Source organism: Corallococcus sp. AB030 (assembly GCF_003668965.1).
GTDB classification, from domain to species: Bacteria; Myxococcota; Myxococcia; order Myxococcales; family Myxococcaceae; genus Corallococcus; species Corallococcus exiguus.
The window spans coordinates 21,366-33,047 of record NZ_RAWQ01000117.1; the positions used below are offsets into that span (position 1 = coordinate 21,366).

Consider the following 11,682-nt stretch of genomic DNA (forward strand, 5'->3'; position numbering starts at 1 on the left):
CCAGCCCCTACCCCGTCAGGCCCGGCGCTTGTGCGCCCCCCGCTGATGCCGTACGTGCCGACGCATGTCCGTCGAATCGCCCTCCCCGTCCGCCGCACCCCGCTCCCGTCCCGTCCGCCGCTCCTGGGTCTGGGCGGGCATCGCCGTGGCGTCGCTCGGCTTCATGGGGGTGGCGGTCCACGACCTGGTGCAGGGCCGCTCCCAGCCGCCGCCCCGCCTGGGCGCGCTGCCGGACTTCACCTTCACGCGGCAGGACGGACAGCCCTTCGGGTTGAAGCAGCTCCGCGGCCACCCGTTCATCGCCAACTTCATCTTCACCCGCTGCCCCACCGTCTGCCCCGTCTTCACGCAGAAGATGGCGCGCGTGCAGGAGCACACCTCGAAGCTGGGGACGGATCTCCAGCTGGTGTCCTTCTCCGTGGATCCGGCCTATGACACCCCGGAGCGGCTGGCCGAGTACGGGAAGAAGTACCAGGCGGACTTCACCCGCTGGAACTTCCTCACCGGCGACTACGCCACCCTCAAGGACACCATCGTCCAGGGCTTCAAGATCAGCATGGGCCGCGAGGCCGGCGCCCCCGAGGACGACCTGCTCTCCATCTTCCACGGCACCCACTTCGTGCTGGTGGACGGCACCGGAGAGATTCGCGGCTACTACGACAGCGCGGACCCCGAGGCGACCCAGAAGCTGGAGACCGACGCCTTCCGCATCACCCGCGAAGAAGGCTGAGCCGCGCCGCTTCCTGATCGCGCCCATACTCCGGGTGCGCCATACTGGGTCACATCTCACTCGGGCCCGAGCCCGCAACGGAGCCGACATCGGAGCCGTCACGGAGCCGCAACGGGAGCCTTCAAAGCCGAAGGGCCGGCGCCCCGCCCATGACGGACGGAGGACCAGCCCTCGTGCCTCGCGCGGCGTTGGCCCGCAAAGCCGAAAGGCCGGCCCCCACCTCGCGGTGAGTACCGGCCCTCGTGCATGAGTCACGCCAGCTTCAGCGGGGAACTCAGTTGGTCAGCGCAGCCTGCGCGTGGGCGAACAGGTTCTGCACGTTCTGCTGCGCGGGCTGGGAGGCCAGCGCGCCGACCTGGTCCGCGCCCTGCTTCACGGTGGTCGCGATGTCCGCGATGGACTTCACGGTGGGGGCGAACTTGGTCAGCTGGGACAGACCGGCCAGGGGGCCCTTGGCGAGCAGGGACGCGCCGGAGTCGATGAACTTGTCCACGAACGGCTTCGCCAGCTTGCCCAGGCCGAACGGGAGCTTGTCCAGGAGGCCGCCGGCGAGACCCTTCAGGCCGCCGGTGATGGCGCCCATGGGGTTCTGCACGAAGTTCAGCGCCTTGCCCGCGATGTTCGCGACGCCGCCAGCGATGTTGGAGACCGTCTTCGCGACGCTGCTGACAACCTTGCCGATGCCGCCCATGGTGAAACCCCCTACTGAATCTGGTTTGGAGAGTGTGTGCCGCAGTGAAGCTTCAAAAGGATTCTCGGAGGGGGGAGGAAAATGTTTCCTCCCCATTTTCCGATCTATTTCACGGGGATTCCGGGCGACCTCAGCCGCGGGTTCCGCCGCCGCCCTTCTTCATCTGCTCCAGCAGTTCCTGGCGCTTCGCCTCGTCCTGGGGCGTCTGGGGGGCGCCCTCGGCCGCGGGGTTCAGGCTCGGCTTGCCGGCGGTGCCGCCCTTGCTGGCCTCGAACTCGGACTTGGCGAAGGGGTTGCCCTGACCGGGCAGCTCACCCTTGGCGCCCGCGACCAGGAACTCACCGACCTCCTCCACCGTGTGCACGGGGAAGCCGTTCGCCTTCAGCTCCTCGTCGGACACGACGTTGAGCATGGGCTCCTTGTCCTTGTCCTGCGCGTACTCGAGCACCAGCTCGACGTAGTCCTCCAGCTTCATGCCCACGGCATCCGCGATGCGCTTCGTCTCGGGATCCTTGAGGAGCTCCGCGCGAACGACTTCCACGGGACGGGACAGACCACGCTTCTTGCCAGGGGCTTGCTGGGACATTGCGGTTTCGCTCCGGAGAGGAGAGGAAAGACGGCTGGGAACAACTCTAGCCCATCTTTCCAGTAGTACCCATTCCCCGCCCCGGACGGCTCCCCGCTCCCTCTGGAAACCCCCGGGTTTCAGCGGACCGCGTTGCGGGGCGCGCCCTTGCGCACGGTGGCCTGGGCCTTGCGCTTGGGCAGGATGCGGGTGACGGAGCCCGGGCGGCGGGCCACCGCGGCGGCGCGCTCCTTCTCCTCGGCGGCCTTCAGCGCCGCGGCGCGCACGGCCAGCTGCTCCGCCTGCTGCGCCCAGCGGCGCTTGAGCGCGTCCCTCAGGCCATCCGTCTGCAGGTCCACCTGCGCCTGATTCAGCCGGTAGTGCAGGTCCTCGCGCAGCGTGCCCCGGGTGAGGGCGGCCATCGCGGTGCCGGACACGCCCACCACCACCTTGGGCCGCTCCTCCTGCATCTGGAGGCAGCGCAGGATGAGGCCCTGGGCGTCCAGCGGCAGCTTCCCCGCGTCCGCGATGAACACCACGCCGTTGGGCTGACGGAGCGCTCCGGCCAGCTCCGAGCCCTGGCGCACCTCCGTGAGCGGGACGCCGAAGTTGCGCGCGGCTTCCTCCGCCCAGGCCCTGCGCTCATCCTCGGTACCTCCGTGGATGATCAACGATGCACGGTTGGAGACGAGGTCCTCTTCTCGATAACCGCGAAGAGCCACGGGATGCCCTACCCTTCTGGGAAAGCGGGTCCTCCCAAAGTCTAACGCCCTCCAGGGTCGCCTGTTCAATCCCTTACGCGTGGGAAAAAAACAGGGACCCGTTCCGCGAGGAGCCCACTCACTGGACGCCCGTTCCCGGGTCAAACGGAAGGCACCACCATCACGGGCCTGCGGCAGCGCAGCACCAGCTCGCGCGCCACCGCCTCCTCCAGCACGTCCGGAACCACTTCGCGGTGGGCGGACGTGCCCACGCACACCAGGTCCACGCCCTCGCGCTCCGTGGCCTGGCAGATGGCGATGGCGACGTCGTCTCCGCTGACCCCCTCCACGCTCCAGTGCACCGCCCGCGCGACCGTGTCCCCGGGCACCTGCGCCCAGAGCCGGTTCAGCACCCGGTCCCGCTCGCTGTCCGGCTCCGGGAGCACGCCGTGGAAGTCCCGGGGGCCCCGCTCGCGGCCCCGGAGCCGGTGCACGTGCAGCAGGTGCACGCGGCCGCCCGGCCCCACCAGTGAGCACGCCTGCGCGATGGCCTGTCCGGAGGCGAGGGTGAAGTCCACCGGCACCAGCGCGCTCCGGGGCGGAGGAAGCCGGCGAGGTTCGCGCGCTCCGGGAGGGATGCACGCCACGGAGCGCTCCGCGTGGCGCAGCACCCCTTCCGACACGGAGCCGTGCCACAGCCGCTGCACGCCGCCGCGCAGGTGCATGCCCACCACCGTCAGCTCCGCGCTGCGCGCATGGGCCACGTGCAGCAGGTGGTCCGCCGGGCGGCCATAGCCGGGCTCCAGCACCACCTCCACGCGGCCCTCCCCCTCCAGGTCACCCAGGCGCTCGCGCACCTCGCGCTGGAGCACGCGCTCCACCAGCGGCTCCAGCCCCTCCATGGTGCGCTCGCGCGCGTCCAGCCGCTCCACGTGCACGGGGGTGTGGACGCCCAGCCGCTCGCGCTCCTCCAGCGGTGAGCACACGTACGCGGCCAGCACGTCACACCCGCCCACGCGCCGCAGCTCCCGCAGGAAGGTGATGGCCGCGTCGGACGTGGAGGAGCGGGGGTCCACCCCCACCATCACCAGCAGCCGGCGCCGGCCGCGGGCCCAGTCCAGGAGCGCCGTGTCCCGGCGCACCGCCAGCACCGGGGCGCAGCCGTGGCGGGCCAGGCGCTCCGCCAGGGACGTCTTGCGCCAGGGGGACGTGCGCCAGCCCTCCGCGGCCACCACCACCAGCCGGGCGCTGCGGCACTCCTCGTCCCCCAGCAGCGTCTCCACGGAGGCACCCCGCTGCATGCGCGGCTCCACCATGCCCGCGAGCGGCCTCAGGCGCGCGGCCTCCGCGGCCAGCCCCCCTTCCGCCGCGGACAGGGCGTCCGGGGCCTCCGCGTCAGGCACTTCGTCATCCACCCCCAGGAGCAGCAGGGGCTCTCCCAGGCGGCCGGCGAGCGTCGCCGCGACGGTGGCCGCGTGCGCGGCGTCGGCGGACAGGTTGGTTGCGCAGATGATGGCCATGGCGGGGCCCCCCGAGGAGGCGATGCCCGCTGGAGCCTCCCCTCGCCACGAAGGATGCGCACGCCGGACGCCCGGTGACGTGCGGCCCGTGCATGCCGGCCTGCCTGCCTGGCAGGGCGGGGCGTCCCGGCGGCGGGGCCCTCCCTAGCGCAGGAGCTGCTGGTGCCCGTCGTGGTTGGTGTGGTCCTGGTTGTCGCCCACGCCGCCGCGCTGGTTCTCGCGGCCGAAGCTGGACAGGAACACGCCCTGCGCGCTGCTCGCGTAGTGGTACGGCCGGCCCCAGGGGTCCAGGGGCACGGCGTGGAGGTAGCGGGGCACCAGCAGCGCGTCCAGGTCCCCCTCCTCCGGCAGCTGCCCCCCGTGGTCCGCGCGGTAGCGCTCCAGCGCGCCCAGGATGAGGGTGAAGTCGGCGTGGATGTGCTGGGCCTGCTCGGGGTCGCGGTGGCGGAAGGCGGTGAGCACCAGGGCCACGACGAGCGCCACCACGAACACCACCGCCACCCAGGGCAGCGGGGAGCGGCGGGACTTCTCGGGGACGGCGGACGAGGAGGAGGTGGCGGCCATGGCTCGCCCACCCTACCGCGTCAGAGGGCGCGGTAAAGCGGCACCGGCTGCTGCTTGCCCTTCAAGCGCACCGGCGGCAGGTCCTCGAAGGCGGTCTCGTTCGCGTCCACCAGTTCGCGCGTGCGCTCGCCCACCAGGATTTCCCCCGGCCCGGCCAGCGCGCACAGCCGCGCGGCCACGTTCACCGCGTCGCCGATGCAGGTGTACTCGGCCCGCATCGCGCTGCCGATGTTGCCGGACACCACCACGCCCGAGTTCAACCCCACGCCCAGCTCCAGCACCAGGGGCCGGCCCTCGCGGCCGTGGGCCACCCACTCGGCCTCCGCCACGGCGCGCAGCTCCGCCACGGCCTCCATCATCATCTTCGCGCACTGCAGGCCCCGGAGCGCGTCGTCCGGGCGGCCCACCGGCGCGCCGAACACGGCCATCAGCCCGTCGCCCAGGAACTTGTCCAGCGTGCCGCCGCAGGTGAGCACCGCGTCCGACAGCCGGCCCAGCACCTGGTTGAGCACCGCCACCACCTGCTCGGGAGGCAGGCTCTCCGCCAGGCCAGTGAAGTTGCGGATGTCCGCGAACAGCACCGTCACCTCGCGCTTCTCACCGGCGAGCACCGCCGCGTCCGCGCTCTTGAGGATCTCCTCCACCACCGCGTCGGACGTGTAGCGCGCGAACAACTTGCGCATGCGCTCCGTCTCGTCCGTGCGGCGCACCACGCTCTCGATGCGAGCCGCCAGCTCGTCCATGGACGCGGACTTGTTCACGTAGTCGTCCGCGCCCGCGCGCAGGCCGCGCACGCGCTCCGCCTCGCGGTCGTTGGCGGTGAGCATGATGACGGGGATGGCGCTGCGAGGGCCCTCCTTCAGCCGCCGGCACAGCTCCACGCCGTCCAGCCCCGGCATCTCCAGGTCGCTCAGCACGATGGCCGCCTGCAGCCGCCCCATGCCCTCCAGCGCCTCGTACGGGTCCTGGAAGCAGAGGACCTCGTAGCCCAGGGCCACCAGCCCCTCCTGCACGAACGCGCACGCCAGGGGGCTGTCGTCCACCACCACCACGCGGCGGCGCCCCTCCGTCGCGGGTCGTGGCAGGTCCTGTCGGCCGACGATGCGGTTCTGCACGCCCAGCGCTTCGTAGATCTGCTTGTAGGTGCAGTGGCCCAGCTCGACCAGGATCTCCCCCAGCCGCCGCCCGTCGCGCCGCTGCCGCGCCAGCGCCTCGTCCAGCTGCGCGAGCGTCACGTACTTGAGCCCCACCAGCAGCTCGCCCAGGGGCGGCTGCGCGGGCCCCTTCTCGTGGTTCAAGCCCAGGGCCTCTCCCAATGCGTCCTGAATCTGCTCGCGTGACACGTAGCCCAGGGAGATGAGCGCCTCTCCCACGCGCTGTCCGGTGAGGGCCTGCAGCGCGAGCGCCTCCTGCACCTGCCCCGGCGAGACGACGCCCAGCTTGAGCAGCAAATCACCGAAGAGGGGGTTCGATGCACTCACGCGGAAGCCTCCGTCACACACACCCGAGCGCGGGAGCGTAGCGCAACCCCGGCCGCCGCGAAGCCCTCACCCCGTCTTGTCCCTTCCCGCGTCCCCCACCCGACGGGACCGTCGTCCCTTCGGACGCTCCACGGGAGCGGCGCGCGGCGTTCCTGGCCGGCTCGCCGTCAGTGCTCGAACACGCGGCTGAAGGCCATGACGATTTCCAGGATGATCAACGCGACGATCATGACTTCCAGGACGTGCGAACGGTCGATGTCCACCTCGCCCTTGAGCAGGCCATAGGTCTGCGCGAGCAGCTGTTGCTTGCGCGTGACGGAGGCCTGCCACGCGGGGATGCGCAGGCGGCGCACGGCGCCCTCGTAGACCTTGGCCAGGTAGAAGTCGCCGATGATTTTCAGGCTGTTCTCCACCCGCTCCACGAACTCGTTGAGGTCCACGAGCGTGCCCAGTGTCTCGCGCGCCAGGTTGCGGTACGGGCTGCGGAACAGCGTGAGCCAGCCGGGCTTGCGCGCCTGCACCTCGTCGTGGATGCGCGCGATGTGCTTGTCCAACCGCTCGTCGTAGTAGCGGAACTCCAGGAGCTGCGCGTTGGCGATCTCCAACAGGTCCGGGATGTCGCGCGAGCCGGACGGCTCGTAGACGAACGCGCTGTTCCAGTCGACGACGACCAGGTCGTGGGCGGTGTAGCTGAAGCGCACCTGGGTGACGGCCTCGCGCTCGCGCGGCGCGAGTGGCGCGGCGGTGCTCTCTCCCAGCAGGAGCCGAGCGATGTCCGCGCGCTGGAACAGCTCCTCCGCGGAAGGGTTGCCCTGGATGCGTTCGGCGAAGATGACGGTGTAGCTCTCGCTCTGGTCCCAGAGGTGCGGCCCCTGCACGGCGGAGGCGATGGTGCGGCGCACGCCCTCCACCAGCTCCCGCGCCAGGTCCTCCAGGGCATGGCTGTCATAGAGCTCATCCGCGACCTGGGTGAGCGTCTCCCAGGTGGTGCCGGGAGCGACGGGGACGCGCAGGATGATGGACGCGGCGCCGTGGTCGAACAGGCGCGCGGTGGCGTCCACCGTGACAGGACCGTCACGCAGCGCGAGCGGCCTGCGGCCCAGCTCATAGGCGACGGGCGGGTTGGGCAGCTGGATGTACTGGCTGTTCTCGCGAGACAGCTTCAAGCGGCGCGAGTCCTCCGTGAGCGCCTTGCGCGCGCGCTCCAGGTCTATCTCCTCCGCGATGTCGAACGTGCGGTAGCAGAGGACGTGGGCCTGTTCGAAGAGCAGCGTCATTCCGGCGGGCGCGGACATGGTGCGTCAGAGCCTACTCGACGTCCTCCCACAGGACCCTTAGTTCCAGGGGAAGCGCCTCGAATGGTTCCGCGTGGACGGTCTCCGAGTTCCCGTAGGCCCCCAGTAGCAGGTAGTGGCTGCCTTCCAGCCGGAAGACCTCCAGCATGTGTTCGCGCGGGTCCACCAACCAGACGTGTTTGACGCCCTCCCGGGCATAGATGGGCAGCTTCCGGGCCCGATCCAACCGGAACGTCGACGGGGACATCACCTCGCACAGCCAATCCGGCGCCATCGTGATGCCCACGACGTCGGGCACCTTGGGCATCCGCTCCCGGCGCCAACCCGCGATGTCGGGGACCAGGACGTCCTTGCCCAGGTGCAGCTCCGGTTCGAACAGGAAGAGCCACCCCCCTGGTCCTCCACGGCCCCGGTCGAAGGGACCGTGGAGCTCTCCTTGCAGATGCGACGCCGCGAGTGAATGCCGCGCCGCGGGCCGGGGGCTCGCGTACAGCTCCCCGTTGACGATCTCCCCCACCTGATTCGAGGGGAGCGCTTCCAGGTCGGCGTAGGTGGCGGGCTTTCGGGTCATCTCTGGGACGAACAACCTAGCAGGTAGGGACATGCCCGGACACTCTCATGCCCGTCTGACACGTGTACCCCGGCGGCCGGGAGCCCCGGAAGGGCCCCCGGGCCTGAAACATTTCCGGATGTTTCACTCAGTCGCCGCCGCCCTCGGGCAGCTTGATGCCAATGCCACCCGGGCCCTCGCCATTATCTGGCAGATTGCCAATATGCCCTGGCGTGGGAATGGGGCGGTCTCCCGCCTGACGCTTGTTCTTCTGTTCGTCTTCCGGAAGCTGCGGTTCCTTCCGGGGGCTTTCGTGCTCACCCATGGTGGCTCCTTCGCGCGTTGAGAGGATTTGACCTCTCCCAAGCTAGGGAGCCCGCGCCCCGGCTGGCACCCCGCCCCTGCCGGTCCGCGGAGCATGCGGGGACACGAGCGGGGCGGATGGGGCGCTCAGGCGCCCCGGGGCTTCGCGGGCGGCGTCAGCGTCGTGCGCACGTCCCACAGCTCCGGGAAGAAGCGCAGGTCCAGCGCCTTGCGCAGGAAGCCCACGCCCGACGAGCCGCCCGTGCCCTGCTTGAAGCCGATGATGCGCATCACCGTCATCATGTGCCGGTAGCGCCAGAGCTGGAACCGCTCCTCCGTGTCCACCAGCTTCTCGCACATCTCATACGCGTCCCAGTGCTTCTCGGTGTCCTCGTAGATGCGCCGGAACACCTCCATCACCTGGGGGCTCTTCTCATACGGCTGACGCCAGTCGCGCTCCACGTGGCTTCTGGGAATGTCGTGGCCCATGCGCGACAGGTGGCGCAGGAATTCGTCGTAGATGCCCGGCGACTCCAGCAGGCGGTCCAGCTCCGCGTGCACACCCTGCACGTGCTTGAAGGGCCCCAGCGCCGCGTCATCCTTGTTGCCCAAAAGGAACTCCAGCGCCCGGTACTGGAAGCTCTGGAAGCCTGACGCGTGGCCCAGCGTGTCGCGGAACTCCAGGTACTCGTTGGGCGTGAGCGTCTCCAGCACGCTCCACTGCTCGAAGAGCATCCGTTGGATGTGCGCGACGCGCGCGAAGATCTTGAACGACGGCTCCAGCCGGTCCGCCTGGATGTAACGGATGCAGGCGGACAGCTCGTGGATGAGCAGCTTCATCCACAGCTCGCTCGTCTGGTGCTGGACGATGAACAACAACTCGTCGTGATGGGGAGGCTGGGAACGGGGCACCTGCGCGGACAAAAGGCGGTCCAACTGCAGGTAATCGCCATAAGTCGTCCGGCCCGCGAGGTCCGTGACGATTCCAGGCTCCAGGTCGCGTTTGTTCATGGCCCGGGCACTCATGCACACCAACCCCCTCGCGGCGCAAGCACATCCTCCGCGCGGTCAATCCTGCCACGTGCTTCCAGACGGAAGGGCGTGGTCCACCTATATGCCCGGGCCGGGGCGACTGATACTGCTACTGCGGAAGAACTTAAGCGTTCTTCTGAGCGGCTTCCGCGAGCGCCTTGGAGGCGGCGCGGCCACGGGGCAGCTTGATGTCCTCCACGCTGTTGGGGTTGGCGTAGTCGGACCACGCGGAAGGACGGCGGTTGGTCTTCTCCAGCATGCGCAGCTTCTGGTAGTGCGCCGCGCAGTAGCCCTTGGTGCGGCTGGGCTTGCCGCAGCCCATGATGGCGCACTCACGGGCGCCGCCTTCCACCACCGCCGGCTTGCGGCCCCGGCGCTTGCCACCCGCCGCCGCCACCGGCGCGCTCACCGACGGACGACCCGCCGGACGACCCACGGGACGACGACCGGGCTTGCCGGCCGCGGGCGCGTTCGCGCCGAAGAGGGGGCCCACCACCTGAGCCAGGGGCGCCAGACGCTCGGCCACGCTGCGCAGCGCATCCAGGTCCGCCGTGCCCGACTCCAGACGAGACACCACGTCGCGCAGGGGCTTGAGCTGCACTTCAATCTCGTTGCGAATCATCTCGCGGAACGCCTTGTCAACTGACATTTCGACCAATCCTCGGTTTAAGGGGGGAGCATTGCCTTGGCGTGAACCGGCACGCCGAAGTACCAATACCTTCCAGAAAGGCAATTGTCGAAGGAAGCGATAAAAAGTTGTGACGCCACTGCGTATCAGCAGGCGAGAAAGGCCCGGGAAATGGGTCTCGGCGACGCTTTCAGGCGCTTCTCACGCATCCCAATGCAGGGGTTCCAACAACGCTCCACGACCCGGGGCCGGGGGGTGCTGCGAGCGATCCAGCAGTTCCTCGTACGTGAGTGCGAGGTCGTGTCCCAGTTCCTCCAATTCCTCCGCGTCTAGAGACGCGGACAGGCGGGGGAGCACCCCATGTTCGGTGGCCTGCACATGCGCCACGACCTGATCCTCCAGCGTGAAAAGGCGCGCCTGCCACTCGACGCCGCGAGGCGTCAGCTCCTGCAATTCCTCCATCAGCTCGCGCAGGGTGAGGTGGTCCTCGGCCTCTTCGCGGGCGCGGGTGCGGCCCTCCACGCGTGTCAGCAGCGGATGGACGCAGCGCTCCTCCAGGCGGGAGTGCAGGCGCAGGAGGCGGGCCAGGGCCTCCTGACCGTGAGTCATTTCCTCCGCGTCCGCCTCCGAAGCCAGCCGCTCCAGCAGCTCCTCCAGCTCGCGATGTTGATGCAGGAGGATGTCGAATGGGCCGGCCATACCCCCAAGCATCAGCACGGCTCCGGGGGCAGACAACCGCACCCATCCCCCCGCCGGGAAAGGCAGCCTGCTGGCGTGCATGCCCTTTTCCGGTGATTTCGGCGGTTGAGCCCCTGCCCGGCCGCCTGGTGTCAGGGTGCCGGCTTGCGAGGGCGGCTGCATCTTGGCTCCACCGTGGAAAACCCACTCACCAGCGTCCGGCAAGCCGTGTTCCGTTTCGCGGAGGGCGGCGCCGCCCTGTCCGCGCGCTATCACCGCGCCCGGCTGGTGGGAGCTGAACATTTGCCCAGACATGGGCCGTTGCTGCTCGTGGGCAATCACGGTGTCTGGGGATACGAGACCCCCGCCTTCTTCCACCTCCTGCACCGGGCCACGGGGCGCTATCCGTTGGGGCTGGCGGAGCGGGGGTTCTTCAAGATTCCCCTCGTGCGCACGGTGTTGCCCTGGCTGGGCGGGGTGGAGGGGACGCGGGAGAACGCGCTCCGGTCGCTCCAGGAGGGGCAGCTGGTCGTCTGTTATCCGGGCGGCGCGCGGGAGACCTTCAAACGCAGTCAGGGCCGCTACCAGCTCCGGTGGGAGAGCGCGCTGGGCTTCGTCCGGCTGGCCATGCAGGCCGGGGTGCCGGTGGTGCCCTTCGCCGGCTTCGGGGTGGATGACACCTTCTTCTGGCCTCCGGACGAGGACCGGTGGTGTGTGCGCCTGGCCGCGGAGGACAAATACCGCATGCCGTTGGTGATGGGATTGGGGCCCCTGCCGCTGCCAGTTCAATTAACCTTCGCCGTGGGTGAACCCCATGAACCGCCGCCGTCGGGTGCGTCGGAGTCACGCGTGCGGGCCTTCCGCGACCGCGTGGCCGCCAGCGTCCGGCGCCTGCTGCTGAGGGCCTGCCATGCTTGAGACCGCCTCCACTCCCGTCCCCGCCC

14 protein-coding genes are annotated in these 11,682 nt (G+C 69.7%); 2 read left to right on the plus strand and 12 right to left on the minus strand.

Going from position 1 to position 11,682, the window contains the following annotated elements:
* Nucleotides 1–64: 64 nt before the first annotated feature.
* Nucleotides 65–730, plus strand: coding sequence for an SCO family protein (locus D7Y15_RS25560; RefSeq protein WP_233597100.1), 666 nt, complete (start codon nt 65–67; stop codon nt 728–730).
* A 274-nt stretch (nt 731–1,004) separates the two neighbouring features.
* Here the strand turns inward: D7Y15_RS25560 and D7Y15_RS25565 are convergent, their stop codons facing one another.
* The 12 genes from D7Y15_RS25565 to D7Y15_RS25620 form a co-directional block, all read right to left on the minus strand.
* Complete coding sequence (locus D7Y15_RS25565; protein WP_120577724.1) at nt 1,005–1,421, minus strand: hypothetical protein; 417 nt, start codon at nt 1,419–1,421, stop codon at nt 1,005–1,007.
* A 130-nt stretch (nt 1,422–1,551) separates the two neighbouring features.
* Nucleotides 1,552–2,007: a hypothetical protein gene (locus D7Y15_RS25570; RefSeq protein ID WP_120577725.1), complete on the minus strand. Its 456-nt coding sequence runs from the start codon at nt 2,005–2,007 to the stop codon at nt 1,552–1,554.
* Nucleotides 2,008–2,126: 119 nt separating this feature from the next.
* A complete protein-coding gene (locus tag D7Y15_RS25575; RefSeq protein ID WP_120577726.1) occupies nt 2,127–2,708 on the minus strand; it encodes a Fis family transcriptional regulator in 582 nt (193 codons plus the stop codon).
* A 140-nt stretch (nt 2,709–2,848) separates the two neighbouring features.
* Nucleotides 2,849–4,207 carry a universal stress protein gene (locus tag D7Y15_RS25580; RefSeq protein ID WP_120577727.1) on the minus strand — a complete coding sequence of 453 codons (1,359 nt, stop codon included), beginning with the start codon at nt 4,205–4,207 and terminating at the stop codon, nt 2,849–2,851.
* A gap of 144 nt (nt 4,208–4,351) precedes the next feature.
* Entirely contained in the window at nt 4,352–4,771 is a 420-nt protein-coding gene (locus D7Y15_RS25585; protein ID WP_121754211.1) for a type II secretion system protein GspG, read from the minus strand.
* A 20-nt stretch (nt 4,772–4,791) separates the two neighbouring features.
* Nucleotides 4,792–6,252 (minus strand): adenylate/guanylate cyclase domain-containing protein, encoded by a 1,461-nt coding sequence (locus D7Y15_RS25590; protein ID WP_120595351.1) that lies wholly within the window; start codon nt 6,250–6,252, stop codon nt 4,792–4,794.
* A gap of 167 nt (nt 6,253–6,419) precedes the next feature.
* Entirely contained in the window at nt 6,420–7,547 is a 1,128-nt protein-coding gene (locus tag D7Y15_RS25595; protein ID WP_120577730.1) for a hypothetical protein, read from the minus strand.
* 13 nt (nt 7,548–7,560) lie between these two features.
* Nucleotides 7,561–8,118, minus strand: a complete 558-nt coding sequence (locus D7Y15_RS25600) for a Uma2 family endonuclease (RefSeq protein ID WP_120577738.1) — start codon at nt 8,116–8,118, stop codon at nt 7,561–7,563.
* A 127-nt stretch (nt 8,119–8,245) separates the two neighbouring features.
* Nucleotides 8,246–8,422 (minus strand): hypothetical protein, encoded by a 177-nt coding sequence (locus tag D7Y15_RS44800; protein ID WP_158620633.1) that lies wholly within the window; start codon nt 8,420–8,422, stop codon nt 8,246–8,248.
* Nucleotides 8,423–8,547: 125 nt separating this feature from the next.
* Nucleotides 8,548–9,411 carry a tryptophan 2,3-dioxygenase gene (locus D7Y15_RS25610; RefSeq protein ID WP_120577732.1) on the minus strand — a complete coding sequence of 288 codons (864 nt, stop codon included), beginning with the start codon at nt 9,409–9,411 and terminating at the stop codon, nt 8,548–8,550.
* 145 nt (nt 9,412–9,556) lie between these two features.
* Complete coding sequence (locus D7Y15_RS25615) at nt 9,557–10,081, minus strand: cell wall protein (RefSeq protein ID WP_121754212.1); 525 nt, start codon at nt 10,079–10,081, stop codon at nt 9,557–9,559.
* Nucleotides 10,082–10,261: 180 nt separating this feature from the next.
* The gene (locus D7Y15_RS25620; RefSeq protein ID WP_233597101.1) at nt 10,262–10,759 is read right to left on the minus strand and encodes a hemerythrin domain-containing protein; all 498 of its coding nucleotides are present in this window, start codon (nt 10,757–10,759) and stop codon (nt 10,262–10,264) included.
* Nucleotides 10,760–10,933: 174 nt separating this feature from the next.
* Here D7Y15_RS25620 and D7Y15_RS25625 point away from each other — a divergent pair, with 174 nt between their 5' ends.
* Nucleotides 10,934–11,656, plus strand: coding sequence for a lysophospholipid acyltransferase family protein (locus D7Y15_RS25625; protein WP_121754215.1), 723 nt, complete (start codon nt 10,934–10,936; stop codon nt 11,654–11,656).
* Nucleotides 11,657–11,682 lie beyond the last annotated feature (26 nt).